General features: G+C 70.8%; 17 protein-coding genes. 8 read left to right on the top strand and 9 right to left on the bottom strand.

The genetic code is table 11. The features are described 5' to 3' along the window. Positions 1-574: 574 nt before the first annotated feature. A complete protein-coding gene (locus tag CCN37_RS23535; protein WP_086824700.1) occupies positions 575-1174 on the bottom strand; it encodes a malonic semialdehyde reductase in 600 nt (199 codons plus the stop codon). A gap of 112 nt (positions 1175-1286) precedes the next feature. Here CCN37_RS23535 and CCN37_RS23530 point away from each other — a divergent pair, with 112 nt between their 5' ends. The 3 genes from CCN37_RS23530 (at position 1287) to CCN37_RS39155 (ending at position 3516) form a co-directional block, all read left to right on the top strand. Further along, positions 1287-1637: a helix-turn-helix domain-containing protein gene (locus tag CCN37_RS23530; RefSeq protein ID WP_246843250.1), complete on the top strand. Its 351-nt coding sequence runs from the start codon at positions 1287-1289 to the stop codon at positions 1635-1637. 78 nt (positions 1638-1715) lie between these two features. Further along, complete coding sequence (locus CCN37_RS23525; RefSeq protein WP_086824696.1) at positions 1716-2930, top strand: beta-ketoacyl synthase; 1215 nt, start codon at positions 1716-1718, stop codon at positions 2928-2930. A 55-nt stretch (positions 2931-2985) separates the two neighbouring features. Beyond that, the gene (locus CCN37_RS39155) at positions 2986-3516 is read left to right on the top strand and encodes a hypothetical protein (protein ID WP_143261769.1); all 531 of its coding nucleotides are present in this window, start codon (positions 2986-2988) and stop codon (positions 3514-3516) included. Here CCN37_RS39155 and CCN37_RS23520 read toward each other — a convergent pair. After that, on the bottom strand, positions 3409-4164 hold the full coding sequence (locus CCN37_RS23520) for a LuxR C-terminal-related transcriptional regulator (protein WP_143261768.1): 756 nt from the start codon (positions 4162-4164) through the stop codon (positions 3409-3411). The genes CCN37_RS39155 and CCN37_RS23520 overlap by 108 nt on opposite strands. Before the next feature lie 9 nt (positions 4165-4173). Beyond that, positions 4174-6192 carry a LuxR C-terminal-related transcriptional regulator gene (locus tag CCN37_RS23515; protein ID WP_086824693.1) on the bottom strand — a complete coding sequence of 673 codons (2019 nt, stop codon included), beginning with the start codon at positions 6190-6192 and terminating at the stop codon, positions 4174-4176. 80 nt (positions 6193-6272) lie between these two features. On the opposite strand from CCN37_RS23515, the gene CCN37_RS23510 reads away from it, so the two are divergent. Both CCN37_RS23510 and CCN37_RS23505 read left to right on the top strand, forming a co-directional pair. Next, the gene (locus CCN37_RS23510) at positions 6273-6587 is read left to right on the top strand and encodes a hypothetical protein (protein ID WP_086824691.1); all 315 of its coding nucleotides are present in this window, start codon (positions 6273-6275) and stop codon (positions 6585-6587) included. Continuing rightward, entirely contained in the window at positions 6551-7477 is a 927-nt protein-coding gene (locus CCN37_RS23505) for an SDR family NAD(P)-dependent oxidoreductase (protein WP_246843249.1), read from the top strand. The genes CCN37_RS23510 and CCN37_RS23505 overlap by 37 nt, the downstream gene beginning before the upstream one ends. A gap of 8 nt (positions 7478-7485) precedes the next feature. Here the strand turns inward: CCN37_RS23505 and CCN37_RS23500 are convergent, their stop codons facing one another. After that, a complete protein-coding gene (locus CCN37_RS23500) occupies positions 7486-8034 on the bottom strand; it encodes a GNAT family N-acetyltransferase (RefSeq protein WP_086824687.1) in 549 nt (182 codons plus the stop codon). Positions 8035-8143: 109 nt separating this feature from the next. Between CCN37_RS23500 and CCN37_RS42065 the strand changes: the two genes are divergently transcribed. The 3 genes from CCN37_RS42065 to CCN37_RS23490 all read left to right on the top strand — a co-directional run bounded on the left by CCN37_RS42065 (position 8144) and on the right by CCN37_RS23490 (position 11496). After that, on the top strand, positions 8144-8266 hold the full coding sequence (locus CCN37_RS42065) for a hypothetical protein (RefSeq protein ID WP_256388076.1): 123 nt from the start codon (positions 8144-8146) through the stop codon (positions 8264-8266). Positions 8267-8413: 147 nt separating this feature from the next. Then, positions 8414-11113 (top strand): BTAD domain-containing putative transcriptional regulator, encoded by a 2700-nt coding sequence (locus tag CCN37_RS23495; RefSeq protein WP_086824685.1) that lies wholly within the window; start codon positions 8414-8416, stop codon positions 11111-11113. A gap of 86 nt (positions 11114-11199) precedes the next feature. Then, on the top strand, positions 11200-11496 hold the full coding sequence (locus tag CCN37_RS23490) for a DUF6355 family natural product biosynthesis protein (RefSeq protein ID WP_086824682.1): 297 nt from the start codon (positions 11200-11202) through the stop codon (positions 11494-11496). Between the two features lies 1 nt (position 11497). On the opposite strand, the gene CCN37_RS23485 is transcribed toward CCN37_RS23490, so the two are convergent. From CCN37_RS23485 to CCN37_RS23465, 5 genes are read right to left on the bottom strand one after another with little or no spacing between them, the layout of a single operon-like run. After that, complete coding sequence (locus CCN37_RS23485) at positions 11498-12007, bottom strand: 4'-phosphopantetheinyl transferase superfamily protein (protein ID WP_086824680.1); 510 nt, start codon at positions 12005-12007, stop codon at positions 11498-11500. Continuing rightward, positions 12007-12753 carry a thioesterase II family protein gene (locus tag CCN37_RS23480; RefSeq protein ID WP_086824678.1) on the bottom strand — a complete coding sequence of 249 codons (747 nt, stop codon included), beginning with the start codon at positions 12751-12753 and terminating at the stop codon, positions 12007-12009. Before CCN37_RS23480 ends, CCN37_RS23485 begins: the two co-directional genes overlap by 1 nt. Positions 12754-12767: 14 nt before the next feature. Beyond that, positions 12768-13799: an HAD family hydrolase gene (locus CCN37_RS23475; protein ID WP_086824676.1), complete on the bottom strand. Its 1032-nt coding sequence runs from the start codon at positions 13797-13799 to the stop codon at positions 12768-12770. After that, a complete protein-coding gene (locus CCN37_RS23470; protein WP_086824674.1) occupies positions 13796-14914 on the bottom strand; it encodes an acyl-CoA dehydrogenase family protein in 1119 nt (372 codons plus the stop codon). Before CCN37_RS23470 ends, CCN37_RS23475 begins: the two co-directional genes overlap by 4 nt. Positions 14915-14916: 2 nt before the next feature. Next, positions 14917-15165, bottom strand: a complete 249-nt coding sequence (locus CCN37_RS23465) for an acyl carrier protein (RefSeq protein ID WP_086824671.1) — start codon at positions 15163-15165, stop codon at positions 14917-14919. Positions 15166-15180: the final 15 nt, after the last annotated feature.

Raw genomic sequence — 15180 nt, 5'->3', positions numbered from 1 at the left:
CGCTATTCACGATAGACGAGAGCGAGCGATTGCATGCGCCGCCGCACAAAAGAAAGAGCCCCTTCCGCGGGGTCGCGGAGGGGGCTCGGGCACGAGCGGGGGCCGTCAGGAGGACGGCGGCCAGGTGGCGGCACAGGGGCGGCGGGTGGCGGGCTCGGGCGCGAGCGGGCGGCGGGACCTCGGAGAAGTGACCACGCCGGAGTTGAACCAGAAGTTGCCGTGCTGACGGGTCTTCGCCGCGACGCACGCGAGGAAGCAGCTCGCGTTCTCACATTGGGAGCGACAGCTCGACCCCTGCCGGGATATCCGTGACGCGCTCACGTTCGCCTCCTGGTTGCCCACTGTCCCGCTCCTCTTTGCGATTCCCCCATTGCCCCCGCAAAAAAGGTGGCAGCAATCGAGAGCAGCGTCAAGCAACCTTAACCTTCGCTTGATAACACTTGATCCCTCGTTGATTCTCGGTCTCGGCCGAATGTAAAACAGGTCACTTTTAAGACATCAATACGAGGATTACTCGAAAGTAACCGGCGGGGGCGGCGGAGGGGCACGCCACCCCCGCCGCCGAAGTCCGGCATCAGGCCAGTGTGACGACCTCGTCGTAGTCGAGCCGGGGCAGGCGGTCGAACCACGGGTTCTCGCCGGGCTTGCCGATGTTCACCGCGAGGAAGCTGCGGTGGCGGCCGTCGGCGAAGAACTCGGCGTCCACGCCCGCGCGGTCGAAGCCCGCCATCGGCCCCGCCGCCAGGCCCGCCGCGCGCACGGCGAGCAGGAAGTAGCCCGCCTGCAACGCGGAGTTGAAGTCGGCGGTGTGCGTGCGGGAGGCCTCGTCGCCCGCGAAGTACTCGCGCATCCCCTCGATGACCGGGAACAGGCGCGGCAGGTGCTCGTGGAACTCGGTGTCGGCGGCGAGCACCGCGACCACGGGCGCCGCCGAGGTCTTGACCTGGTTGCCCTGGTCCATGTGCGGGACCAGGCGCGCCTTGGCCTCCTCGGTGCGCAGGTAGAGCACGCGCAGCGGGTTGCTGTTGACGGCCGTCGGCGCCCACTTCGCCAGCTCCCAGATGGCGCGCAGCGTCTCGTCCGGCACCGGCTCCTGACTGAAGGAGTTGGCGGTGCGCGCCTCGGTGAACAGCAGCTCCTGCGCGGCCTTGTCCAGCTCCAGGTGCTCGCTCATCTCAGGGTCTCCTCGGGCTCGACCGGATCGGTTATCCGGAGTCACTACGGAAAACGTAGCACTCCTAGATTCGAAGCGGCTACCGGTTCAGTAGTTCAGATAAGCTGAGGTGGTGCCCAGAACCCCCAAGGACGCCCCCAGCTGTGACGGGGACCTCTCCCGCGCCTTCGACTTCCTGGGCAAGCGCTGGAACGGCGTGATCATCGGCACGCTCGCCTCCGGCCCGGCCGGGTTCGCCGAGCTCAAGCGCGGCATCACCGGCATCAGCGACTCGATGCTCTCGGACCGGCTCACCGAGCTGACCTCGGCGGGGCTGCTGACCAGGGAGGTCAGCCCGGGACCGCCGCTTTCGGTGAGCTACCGGCTGACCACCAGCGGCGAGAACCTCCAGCCGGTGCTGCAGAGCCTCGCGGACTGGGCCGCGGCGAACCTGCCGGAGAAGGCCTGCCGCGAGCGCTGCTAGGCCGTCCCACGAGAGCCCTTGCCAGACCGTCAAATACCCTGGGAGCGCAACGACCTCGGCTCTCCGGAAGGGCGATCGATGACCGACGCAGTGATCACCGGCCTTGGCGCGACCACACCGCTCGGCGGGGACGTCGCCTCCACCTGGGCGGGGTTGCTGGCGGGGCGCTCCGGTGCCGCCGCGCTGACCGACGAGTGGGCTGAGCCGCTCAAGGCGCGCATCGCGGCGCGGATGGCGCAGGACCCGACCGAGAAGATCGACCGCGTTGTCGCGCGCAGGATGGACCGCTCCACCCAGGCGGCGCTGGTCGCGGCGCGCGAGGCGTGGGCCGACTCCGGTCTCGCCGACGGAGACGTCGCCCCCGACCGGCTCGCGGTCGTGGTGGCCACCGGCATCGGCGGCATCAACAGCCTGCTGGAGAACGAGGAGGCGCTGCGCACCAAGGGACCGCGCCGGGTCTCCCCGCGCATGATCCAGATGATCATGCCGAACAGCAGCGCGGCCGTTGTCAGCCTGGAGTTCGGCGCGCGGGCCGGGGCGATCACGCCGGTCAGCGCCTGCGCGTCCGGGGCGGAGGCGGTGGCGCACGCGCTGGACCTGATCCGGCTCGGCCGCGCCGACGTGGTGATCGCGGGCGGCACCGAGGCGTGCGTGAACCAGCTGACCATGGCGGGCTTCGGCCAGGCGCAGGCGCTGTCCACCCGCAACGACGACCCGGTGACCGCCTCGCGGCCCTTCGACAAGTCCCGCGACGGCTTCGTGCTCGGCGAGGGCTCGGCGATCCTGGTCATCGAGCGCGCCGAGTTCGCCGCCGCGCGCGGCCGCACCCCCTACGCCAGGCTCGCCGGGGCGCGCGTCACCTCCGACGCCTACGACATGGTCGCGCCCGCCGAGGAGGGCCAGGTCAGGGCTATGCGCCACGCGCTGGCCGAGGCCGGGCTGTCGGAGAAGGACATCGTGCACGTGAACGCGCACGCCACGTCGACCCCGACCGGCGACGGCAACGAGGCGCGCGCGATCCACGAGGTCTTCGGCGACGCCGCCCTGGTGTGCGCGACCAAGTCGATGACCGGGCACCTGCTCGGCGCGGCCGGGGCGCTCGAAGCCGTCGCGACCGTGCTGTCGGTGCACCACGGCGTGGTCCCGCCGACGCCGACCCTCGTCGACCCCGACGACGACCTGCCGGTCGAGGTCACCAGGGCGCAGGCGCGGCAGATGGAGGTCCCGGCCGCGCTCAGCAACTCCTTCGGCTTCGGCGGCCACAACACCGCGCTGGTGTTCGCCTCGGTCTGAGGATTCCCCCTTCGACCCATGCCGCGCGGCCGACGGATGGGGTTGGCTGCGCGGCATGACGTTCTCGGTCGCCGTGGAGTTCCTCGCGGGCAAGTGCTCGCTGGTGCTGGACGGCCACCCGCTGCCCCCGGTCGCCGAGCCGCACGTGTTCACCGACCTCGTCGTCGCGGTCGCCGACCTCGCCGAGGGCAGGCGCAGCGTCAGCGTCCGCTGGGCCGATGAGCGCGGCGAGTTCCTCGACATGGCGCTGGACGGCGACGGGCAGGTCGGCATCGCGGTGCACGGCTGCTCGGCGGGCAGCCCGGTGCGCGAGGACTTGCGGTTCACCACGACCGTGCCCTACGGCGAGGCGATCATGACCTTCGCCAGGGCGCTGTGGCGCACGCGGACCCGCTACGCCGACGACTTCGGCTTCATCGGGGAATGGGGTTGGCTGGTGCCGAGGCACCACATCGACGCGATCATGGCGCGGGCCGGGCTACTGGGCGTGCACCCGCCCACCCAGCCGGAGCCCGAGCTGCGTCCTGCTGGTGCTGTGCGTCTTGGCCAGCGCCCGGGAGAGGTGTTTCTTCACCGTGCCGAGTGAGATGCCCAGCTGGAGCGCGATCTCCTGGTTCGGGTGGCCCTCGGCGGCCAGCCGGGCTACCAGGGTTTCGCGCTCGGTCAGCGGGGTGTGCCGCGCGTCCACCGGAGCCGGGTGCTGCCGCAGGAACGGCACCAGCATCTTGGCGAGCTTGGACAGCACCGCGCGCTCGCGCGGGGCGTTGTCGGTGTAGACGCACAGGCCGAGCCCGCCGCGCGCCCCGGCGTCCGTGGCCGCGTACAGCACGTCGCCGACCTTGCGCGGGCCGACGTAGCTGTCCACGTAGTGGCGCACGGCCTCGTCGGTGTCGGTGGGCAGCTCGGAAGCCGCGACGGTGTCACGGCACAGCAGGCCGGAGCCGACTGCGGGGCCGAGCGGGTGGTGGTCGCCCCAGCGCTCGATCACCTCGTCCACCAGGCTCGGCCGGATGTTGTGGTCGAAGGGGACGCTGTGCATGCTGACCCGGCCCGAGCGGAAGTCGCTGAAGTCGGCCGGGGACAGCTGGAAGATCATCGAGCGCCAGCCGAAGCCCCGCGCCAGGTGCTCCACGACGGTCGCGGGGAAGCGCTCGGCCGTGTCCAGGCGCTCGACGGCCTCCAGAATCCGGAACATCGCGCGGTAGTCGGCCGCGCCCAAGGGCTCCGCGTGCATGCGCGGAGCTTACTCCGTCCGGGTGATAGCCGCGCGCAGTTGCGAACGCCGCGCCACACCCAGCTTCGGGAAGACCTTGTGCAGGTGGTAGCCGACCGTGCGGGGACTGAGGAACAGCCGTTCGCCGATCTCGCGGTTGCTCAGCCCGGCCGCCGCCAGCCGCGCGACCTCCCACTCCTGCGGGGTCAGCTCCGTCCCGGCCGCCCCGGTGGGCGCGCCGCACGCGCGCAGTTCGGCGCGGGCGCGCTCGGCCCAGGGTGTGGCGCGGAGCCCGTCGAACAGCTCAACGGCTTGGCGCAGCGGCTCGCGCGCGTCCTTCACCCGCCTGTCCCTGCGCAGCTGCTGACCTCGTGCCAAGGCCACCCGCGCTCGGTCGAACGGAGAGTCCTGTGCTTGGCGCACAACGAGTTCGTGCTCGACGGTGGCCAGCCGTTCGGTCGCGGCCTCGTGCTGGCCCAGCGCTTCGTCGAGCAGCGCCAGCGCCCACGTCGCCCGCGCCGCCGCGAGTCGGTCGCGCACCGCGCGAGCCGCTTCGAGGGCGCTGCTGGCGTGAGCCCGGCACTCGCGCTCCTCTCCACGCCCGGCGGCGAAGAGGGCCAGCAGCGCGTGCGCGTTCGCTTCGCCGGGTCGTTGACCAGCGTCTTTTGCCGCGTGCAGACTCTCGTGCGCGTGTGCCGCGCCCTCGTCCCAGAGCCCGAGCCGGAACTCCATCTCGGACAGCCAGCCCAGCGGGACGGCGTTGATCGCCAGCATGCCGTTCTCGCGCAGGTCGGCGACGGCTTCGAGGCCGAACTCGCGTGCTTGGCGCAGGTACGGGCCGCGCATGCTGATCGCCATCGGCACGAGCCACTTGTGCGCGCCGGAGCGCTTGATCGCCTCGGGCGCCGCGTCGAAGACCTGCCACGGCGGCGGCGCGTCCGCTCCCCACACGGCGAGCCAGCGGCCGAAGTCCCGGTAGCCGGAGTCGGTCGCGCGCTCGGCGACCTCGGTCACGGCGGCGGTCGCCTCGTCCAGCAGCCCGGCTTGCACGGCCGCGTCACCCGCGAGGAAAGCCAGGTCCGCGGCTTGCTGGGGATCGTTGTCCCACAAGGACTTCGAGGCTCGCGACAGGTACTCGAACGCGGTGACCTGATCGCCGCTGTAGCGCTCCATCAACCCGCGCAGCCGCGTCGACACGTGCTCGCGCTCGACGAGTTCGGGGTGCCCCGACTTCCACGCGGCGTAGGAGGCGGCGGCTCGCCTTCGTTGCCTCGCCGGCTGGGTTCCGCTGAGTCTCGCCGCCTCGGTCAGGACGGAGATCGACGCCGCGAGCCCGCCGCGCGCGGTGCAGGCCGCGGCGTCCGCTTCCAGTTCCGCGGCAAGGGCTTCGTCGGCACCTTCGGTCGCGAGCGCGCGGTGCAGCCTCACCGCCCCGCCAGTCTCCACTGTGGACAGTGCTTTGTGGACTGTTCGGCGACGCTCGGGGCTCGCGGTGCCGTACGCGGCGGAGCGCATGAGGGGATGCGTGAAACCGGGAATGTTCTTTGTTGGCAGGCCCAGTTCGGCGCACGCGGCTGAGATCGTCTCGGGTCGGCCGGTGCTCGCCGCGGCGACGAGCAGCGCGTCCTGCTCGGGCTGGGTGAGCGCCGCGACGCGCTCGGCGAAGGCCGCGCGCAGGGCTTCGCCGAGCGGGACCGTGCCCGTGGCCAGCGCGTCGAGCACCGCGCGGTCCGGCTCCAGCTCCCGGAGCGCGAGCGGATTGCCCCCGGTGGCGCGGACGAGCACCGCGCGAGTGGCGGGCGCGAGGTCGGGCAGCAGGCGCGCGGCGGCTTCCTCGTCGAGCCCGTCGATTCGGAGTTCGGGCAGGTCAGCGGTGTCCAGGAGGGCGTCGCGGACACCGAACAGCATCGCGGTGCGGCTGCCGTGGAGGCGGCGCGCGGTGAAGAGCAGCGCCCGGATCGACGCGCGGTCGAGGTTGTGGGCGTCGTCGACCACCACGACCTGCGGCTCGGCGGTCGTTCGCAGCAGCGTGCACACCGCCGCGAACACCAGCAGGTCCGTCGTCTCCCTGCCGCCTCGCCGAGGGCCACGCGCAGCGCTTCCGCCTGGGGTTCGGGCAGTTCGGTGAAGTGTTCGCGCAGCGGGCCGAGGAGGTGGTGCAGGCCGCTGAACGCCAGCTCGACCTCGGCCTCGACGCCGCACGCGCGCAGGGTCGCGGGCACTTCGGCCAGCAAGGTGCTCTTGCCGATCCCGGCCGGGCCGCGCAGCACCAGGGCTCCCCCGTGCTCGACGACCTCGTTGATCCGCCGCTGCTCGCGCTCCCGGCCGTGCACCACGACGCCAGCGTAGTGATGACCGGTCAGATCGACAGATGCCGCTCGCGCCGGTGCACCGCGAGGCTGAGCGCGTGGACGAGAACAAGACTTACAGCCGTCGCCGCGTGATCACCACCGGCGGCGTCGCCGCGGGCGCAGGAGCCGTCGCCGGGCTCGCCGCCGGAGTCGCCCTGGTGCACGGCACAGCGCCGACGCCCACCATCACGCCGTCGGCCGCTCGGCGCTTCACCGGCAAGGTCGTCGTGATCACCGGCGCCACCAGCGGCATCGGCCGCGCCGCAGCCGTGCGCTTCGCCGCGGAGGGTGGCAAGGTCGGCTTCTGCGGCAGGCGCGAGAACCTCGGCCGCGACATCGAGCGCGAGATCCGCGCCTCGGGCGGCGAAGCCATGTACGTGCGCGCCGACGTCCGCGTGGAGTCCGACGTGCAACGCTTCGTCGACAGCGTCGCCTCGGCCTACGGCGGGCTCGACGTGTGCTTCAACAACGCGGGCATCACCAACCAGAAACCCTTGCACGAGTTCACTTCCGCCGAGTGGGACGACGTCGTCGGCACCAACCTGCGCGGCGTGTTCCTCGCGATGAAGTACCAGATCCCGCACCTGCTGCGGCGCGGCGGCGGCACCATCGTGATCACCTCGTCCGGCAACGCGAAGGTCAGCGGAACCGATCGGAGCGCGTACGCGGCGTCGAAGAGCGGCCTCGTCGGGCTCGTGCAGTCGGCGTCGCTGGACTACGCGATGCAGGGCATCCAGATCAACACCGTGTTGCCGGGGACGGTGAACTCGGAGTTCACGCGCAGGGTCGCGGGTGCGATGGCGTTGCCGGACGCGGTGTGGGACACGATGGCGGCGACGTGGGCCAAGTCGAACGTGCGGGGGTTGCGGAGGATGGGCACTCCGGACGAGGTCGCGGCGTTCGTGCTGGCCGTGGCTTCTGGGGATTTCCCTTACCTGACGGGATCACACCTGTCCATCGACGGCGGCACCGGAACCGCATAGGGCGACGCTCAGGTGGACGATGCGGTCGAGGACCGCACGCCGAACCACTGCTCCGCTCCGTATGCCTCGAACCTCTCCACTTCGACGAATCCCAGCTTCGCCACGAGCCGCAGCGAGCGGTCGTTGGCGGTCTGCGTGGCAAGCACCACTGGTTCACCGGGAAGCGCACCGGCGAACCAGTCCAGCGCCGCCGCGCACGCCTCGGTCGCGTACCCGTGCCCCCACGTCCGGGGCAGGAACAGGTAACCGAGCCAGACATCTCCGGCGCCCGGACCGATGTGCTTCGGGTCCTGTGGGTCACGCCGGTCGAAGGTGACCACGCCGATCATCTCCCCGTCGAGTTCGACCACGAAGTAGCCGGGGCGCCGCCCGGGCACCTCGGGCGCCGTGCGCTCCACTTCCTCGCGCGACGGAGAACCACCGATGTAGGTGCCCACCTCCGGCGAGGCGAAGAGTTCGACGAACGTCGCGCGGTCGCGGGCCTGGGACTCACGGAGCACAAGCCGTTCGGTCCTGATCGGAGCGGGTGGCCAGGCGACGGGCCCGAGCTCGGTCATAGCGGGCGATCTCCATGTCTCTCGCGGTTTCCACGGGACTCTACGGGAGGCCGTCGGCTCCCGGCTCACACTGCGGGCGGCTTCGGAACATCCGGCTCGCGGCGGCGTGATGAGCGGGAACTACGCCGAAGCGCCGTTGTTGCTGCTGACGACGATGGGGGCGCGCAGCGGGCAGGAGCGGACCTCGCGGACGATCCCGGTGGTGGTGCTGAGCCGGGGAACTGGACGGTAAGTCGCGGCGCTTGTCAAGTGCCGAACGTAATCGCGCGAGATTCAGGTACAAAATCCAAGATTCCCCTAGTTCCATTGCGGCTCCAGGACCTTCCGGCAACTCTGGGATGGGCTGGAAGACCTGGGGCCGCGAACTTGGGGTAGTCGTATGCAATTCAGTGTGCTGGGTTCTCTCGAAGTGGTGGACCGCGGAGTGGTGGCGCCCCTCAAGGGGACCAAGCAACGCGCGGTCCTCGGCTACCTCCTGTTGCACGCCAACGAGGTGGTGGCGACGAGCCGGTTGCTCCGGGCGCTGTGGCCGGACGACGTGCCCTCGACGGCGCGCAAGATGGTGCAGAACGCGGTGTCGGGACTGCGGACCGTGCTCGCGTCGAACTCCGACGGGACGCACACCCCCCTGCTGCTGACGCACGCGCCGGGATACGTGCTGAGGGTGGAGCCGGAGCGCATCGACCTGTCGCGCTTCGAATCCCTGGCGCAGGCGGGTCGCGTGGCGCTCACCGAGGGCCGGGGCGACCAGGCGGCGCAGGCGTTGCGGGAAGCCTTGGCGCTGTGGCGCGGGCCGGTGCTGGCGGACCTGGTGGAGACCGGCGTCAACTGGCCGGAACTGGCGAAGCTGCGCGACATGCGGGTCTCGGTGATGGAGGACTACTTCGACGTCGAGCTGGCGCGCGGGCGGCACCCGGACGTGCTCGGCGAGCTGGAGCCGCTGTTCGAGGCGGAGCCGCACCGGGAACGGTTGTGCCGTCAGCTGATGACGGCGCTCTACCGGTGCGGGCGGCACGTCGACGCGTTGCAGGTCTACCGGCGGACGCGGACGGCACTGGTGGACGGGCTCGGTTTGGAGCCGGGGCGCGAACTCCAGGAGCTGGAGCGGGCGATCCTCGACCACGACGCGGCGTTGCAGCTGCCGCCGGTGGCCGCTTCGGTGACACCGCTGGTGATCCCGGACAAGCCGAGGGCACTGGCAGCGGTGGTCAACCTGCGGCAGGAGCCGGAACCGAGCGCGACCAGCCCGTTCGTGGAGCCGTGCGCGGAGCGCAAGCTCGTCAGCGTGATGGCCGTGGCGCCCAGGCAGCCGACGGGCAAGGACCCGGAGGACGTGGACCAGACCTTCCTGGACATCAGCGTGACGGTGCGGGCGGAGGTCGAACGCGCGGGCGGCACGGTGATCGGAGCGGTGGGGTCGGTGCTGCTCGCGGTGTTCGGGGTGCCGAGGACGCACGAGGACGACGCGGCGCGCGCGGTGCGGACGGCGCTGACGATCCGGGACCGGCTCGTCGGCCAGGACCCGGCCGCGCCGAACGGGGCGGACCTGCGCATCGCGATCGCGACCGGCGAGGTGCTGGCGAAGTTCCGGCAGGGCGAAGCCGCTCCGATGGTGGCGGGCGCGGTGGTGGACAGCTGCGTGCTGATGACGACGGTGGTGCGCTGCGGGCCGGTGTGGGTCTGCGACACGACGCGGCAGGCGAGCGCGCCGCTGATCGTCTACTCCACGACCTCCGAAGTGCCCGCGGTGTGGAAGGCCGAGGCCGTGCGGGAGAAACCCGTGGTGGGCGTCGGCAGGCACACGAGCGTGCCGTTCCTGGACCGCGAGCGGGACCTGGAGCTGTTGCGCGCCACCTTCGCCCAGGTGCGGCGCAGGCAACGGCCGCAGCTGCTGACGGTGCTCGGCGAAGCGGGGATCGGCAAGACACGGCTGCTGACCGAGTTCTCCGACCGCGCGAAGGTGATCTCCGCGCGGGTGCCGTACTTCGGCGAGGACATCACCTCGCGGACGCTGACCGAGCTGACCAGGACCTGCGTCGGCATCGAGCACGGCGACTCGGCGGCGGTGGCCGAGACGAAGCTGAACCGCTTGGCGCACAAGCTTTTTGGACCGAACGAGACCGCGAAGCGGACGGTGGCGGGACTGCTGCCGCTGACCGGGTTCCCCGCACGGCCGTGGCACCTGGTGGACTCGGCGGAGACGTTCGCGGCGCTGCGCAGGCTGCTGGAGGAACTGGCGGCGGAGGAGCCGCTGGTGACCGTGATCGAGGACCTGCACCGCGCCGACGACGAGCTGCTGGAGTTCGTCGCGGGGCTCTCCGACGGCGTCGGGCCGGTGCCGCTGCTGGTCGTGGCGACCGCGCGGCCGGAGCTGCTGGAACTGCGGCAGGGCTGGCACGGCGGCGCGCGCAACGTCACCACGATGACGCTGGACCCGTTGTCGGAGAACGCGATCGGCGAGCTGCTGGACTCGATGCTGGACGACGGGACCGCGCACGGTGGCTGGTCGGCGCAGCACCGGCGGGCGCTGGTGGGGCGCGTCGGCGGGAACCCGTTGTTCGCGATCGAGTACGCGCGCATGATCCGCGTCGGTCGCTCGCGCGAGGACCTGTTGCCGCCGAACCAGGTGCGCAGCGTCGTCGCCGCGCGACTGGACACGCTGTCGGTCGCGGAGAAGGCCGTCGTGCAGGACGCGGCGGTCTTCGGCGGCACGGTGACCGCCTCCGCGCTGGCCGCCGTTGGCGGGCACGACGAGATCGACGGCGTCGTGCAGTGCCTTGAGCAGTTGGAGCGCCGCGAAGTGCTGCGCAGGGTTCGCACCGGCGGGATCGGCGGCGAGCAGGGCTACGTGTTCTGCCAGGCGCTCGTGCGCGACACCGCCTACGCGCAGCTCCCCCGCGTCGCGCGGGCGGAGAAGCACCGCAACGCCGCGGCATGGCTGGACGGCGTGGCGGCTGAGCACGGCGAGGACCTGCGCGAGCTGCACCACCGGCACGTCGCGGCCGGACTCGGCGGCCAGCTCGCGCAGGTCACCACGATTGCGCCCGTTCCGGAGTGGAGCAGGATTCGCATTTCATGATCACCTTAATCTTCTTGTGACCTTCTCGGTCAGCCGCCAAGTTCCCTTCTGTCGCAATTGCGGCGAATCAGACAGAAAGGGACAGTGTGCTCAAGAAGATCGGGGCGTTCACCGGGGCTGCCGCACTCGCGGTCGGGCTCATGACGGTGGCGGCGGCACCTGCGTCCGCGAAGGCCGACCCGTGCGGCGGCTTCGGTGTTTTCAGCCTCTACTACAACCACTGCGGCCCGGCCGAGAAGATCTGGATCAGGGTGGACCAGGTCGACATGGGCGGCTACCAGGACTTCGACAAGTGCGTCGGCAGGGGCACGACGGAGATCGGCCCCCGGTTCCAGTACATCAAGGCGTGGTACCTGCGCGACGCCAAGCCCGGGGAGTGCTGACTCAGGTGTCCGACCAGGTCCGCTGACGCACGGCGAACGGCGGGCCCTGTGACACCACGGCTCCGGAATACCCTTGCGGGAGAACGAGTTCCGCCACCGACCAGCGCTCGCCGCGCACGGTCAGCGCTCCGGCGGAGTACTCGGGCCCGGGAAGGCCGCTGAGCCCCTGCCCGGTCACCTTCACGTAGGCCTCTTTGACCGTCCAGTAGCGGAAGAACTCCGCTGCCTGGTCGCGCTGCGGCAACGCGGCGATGCGCGCATGCTCTTGAGGGAGGAGCACGCGCGCAGCCATGCCGAGGTGGTCCAGCTCGCGGTGCCGCTCGACGTCGACGCCGACGCGGCGCTCCCACGACACGGCGAGCACCGCGATCTCGCCGGAGTGCGAGAGGTTGAAGTCCGGTCCGCCCACCACGCGGGGGCGGCCGGACTCCTCGCGGACGATCTCCGAGGTCCCGAGGACCGAGTGCAGCATCGCCCTGGCCTCGCCCGCGGGGCCCAGCCAGACGTCCATCAAGCGGCGAGCTCGGCGGCGAAGACGTCGATCAGCTCGCCCGCCTTCTTCTCCAGGTAGAAGTGGCCGCCGGGGTAGGTGTGCAGCGCGAACCGCTCAGCGGTCAGCTCGCCCCACGCCTTCAGCTCGTCGTCGTCGGCCCGCGGGTCGCCGTGGCCGCCGAACGCGGTCAGCGGGATCGGCAGCGGGTCCTGCGCGCGGTGGGTGTACGCCTCGTTCACGGTGAGGTCGGCGCGGAACAGCGGGACGAACAGCTCCAGCAGCTCCGGCTCGTTGAGCACCGCGTCCGGCATGCCGCCGAGCTGCTTCAGCTCCGCGATCAACTGCGGCTGCGGCAGGGCGCGCAGCTGCTTGCGGGTGTCGGGCAGCTGCGGGGCGGCGCGGCCGGAGACGAACAGGTGCTTCGGCAGCTGAGCACCGAGCGCGCGCAGCTTGCGGGTCACCTCGAAGGCCAGCAACGCGCCCATGGAGTGCCCGAAGAACGCGTAGGTGCCGGTGAACTGGTCACCGATGTCCGCCACCAGCTCCTCGACGAGGGTGTCCACCGAGGTGAACGGCTTCTCGCGGAAGCGCTCCGCCCGGCCCGGCGGCTGCACGGGGCAGATCGCCAGCCGGTCGCCCGCCAGGGCCCGCCACGGTGCGTAGACGGCGGCGCTGGCGCCCGCGTGCGGGAAGCAGTACACCCTGTGCTTGCCCGGCTCACCGCCGCCGAGCGGCAGCCACCGCGGCGCGTTAGGTCGTGTCATGCCTGCTCCCTAGATCAGTCCGTCTCCACCACAAGATAAGCAGGTGGGGGCTGGATCTGGGCCAGGTCTGATTCAAACACCAGATGTGAACCGTCCCGCTCGACCTCGGCGAACCCGGCGAAGGCGTAGGTGACGTACATCATTCGGTTGCGGCCCGTTTCGACGAACTCCGCGCGCAGCTTCGCGCCGTCGGCCTTGGCCAAGCCCATGATGTGGTTGAGCAGCACCGTGCCGACGCCGCGCGACATGACCCGGCAGGACATCAGCATCATCCGCAGGTGCCACGCGGGCTGACCGCGCTCGACCAGGGCGAGGCCGATCTTGCCGTAGCTGCCGTAGCGGTCGGTCAGCGACGCGACCAGCAGCAGGTGGTCGGGCGAGGTGCGCAGCGCGTCCAGCTCCTCGTAGGAGTAGGTGCGCCCGGTGGAGTTGAGCTGGTTGGTGCGGACGGTCAGCTCCTCGGCCCGCTGGAGGTCGGCCTCCTGCGCCCGCGTGATGGTGAACCTCATGTCCAGCGTGGCCAGGAACTCCTCGCTGGTACCGCTGTACTCCTGCTCGATCACGTCGCGCTGCGCCGCCGCCTGGTACATCTCGCGGCGGATGCGGGACTCGTCGGTGACGAACTTCGGCCGGAAGTCCTCCTGCGCCAGGATCGCCGGCAGGTCGCCGAGCGCGTCCACGGTCAGCACCGCGGGCAGGACGTGGGCGACCTCCTCGCGCTCGAAGGGCTGGTCGTCGACGAAGGCGATCGCGTCGAGGCCGATGTTGATCGACTTGGCGATCTGCTCGATGGAACCGGACTTCGCGTTCCAGTTGATCTGCGGGTACAGGAAGTACTCCGCCAACCCGAACTCGCGCAGCTTGGCCATGGCGGCGTCGTGGTCGTTGCGGCTGGCCACCGAGTGCAGGACGCCCAGCTCGTCGAGGCGGCGGATCTCCTCGGCCACCTCGTCGCGGAGCTTGACGTCACCGTCCTCCAGCAGGATTCCCTCCCAGACGGTGTTGTCCAGGTCCCACACCACGCACTTGATGCGCCCGAGTTTCACAGTGCCACCTCTCGGTAAGCGACGTCGGCGATCGTCAGCTGCTGGAGCTCCGTGCTGCCTTCGATGATTTCCATGACCTTGGAGTCGCGGTACAGCCGCGCGACGGGGTGGTCCGGGCTGCACCCGTTGGCGCCGTGGATCTGCACGGCGTCGCTGGCGGCCTTGGTGGCGGCCGTGGACGCGTGGTACTTGGCGATCCAGGTGGCCATGATCGTCTCGGGGTCGTCGGCGTCCTTGAGCGCGCCGGCCCGCTCGCACAGCAGCCGCGCGGCGTCGCGCGCGGTCACCATGTCGCTGATCTTGGCGCGCAGCTGCGGCTGCTCGCGCAGCAGCATCCCGCCCGCCGAGCGCTCGGCGGTGTAGCGCGCGCTGGCCTCCAGCGCGGCCTGCACGATGCCCAGCGATCCGCAGGCGACGCTGTAGCGGCCGATGTCCAGCGCCCCGGTCATCACCGTGCCCGCCGCCCAGCCGCGCGGGCCGAGCAGGGCGTCGGCACCGAGCCGCACATCGGTGAAGGTGATCTCCGCGATCATGCTCGCCGCGGTGCCCATCATCCTCGGCAGCGGCGTGACCTCGACGCCGACAGCGTTGCGCGGCACCAGGAACGCGCTCATCCCGGGCCCGGTCCTGGCGAAGACCATCATCAGGTCGGCGACCTGGCCGCCGGTGATCCACTTCTTGCGGCCGTTGAGCACCCAGCCGTCGCCGTCCGGCTCGGCGGTGGTGCCCTCGGCCCTGGAGTCGCTGCCGCTGCTGTCGGGCTCGGACAAGCAGAACACGCCGAAGGTGTTGCCAGCGGCCAATTCCGGCAGCCACCGCGCCTTCTGCTCGTCGGTGCCCCAGCGGTTGACCGACCAGGACACCATGCTGTGCACGGTGAGCATGCTGCGCAGGCCTGAGCAGCCGCGGCCGATCTCGGTGTGCAGGCGTCCGACGGTGACGTAGTCGGTACCGGAGCCGCCAACGGCTTCGGGCAGGAACGGCGCCCAGAGTCCGAGCGAGCCGACCTGCTTGAGCAGCGACTCGGTCAGCCGCTCGGTGCGGTCGAACTCCTCGGCGTGCGGCGCGACCTCGGCGTCGACGAACTCCCTCGTCAACTCGGGCGTCGGGCTCATGACTAGGCCGTCACCGACTGCTGGCGCGCGATCAGCTCGGTCATCGCGTCGACGCTGCGGAAGTTGTCCAGCTTCAGCTCGTCGTTGGGGATGCGCACCGAGAACGCCTTCTCGATGAACATCACCAGCTCCATGGCGAAGAGCGAGTTGACGAAGCCGAGCGCGAAGATGTCCTGCTCGTCGGTCAGCTCGATCTTCGGGAACTTGCCGACGATGAACTGGCGCAGCTCGGCACGGGTGTTGTCGGACATGACGTGCACTCCTCG

The organism is Allokutzneria sp. NRRL B-24872, from assembly GCF_002155965.1.
Lineage (GTDB): Bacteria > Actinomycetota > Actinomycetes > Mycobacteriales > Pseudonocardiaceae > Allokutzneria.
This window is presented reverse-complemented; position numbering and strand designations above follow the sequence as displayed.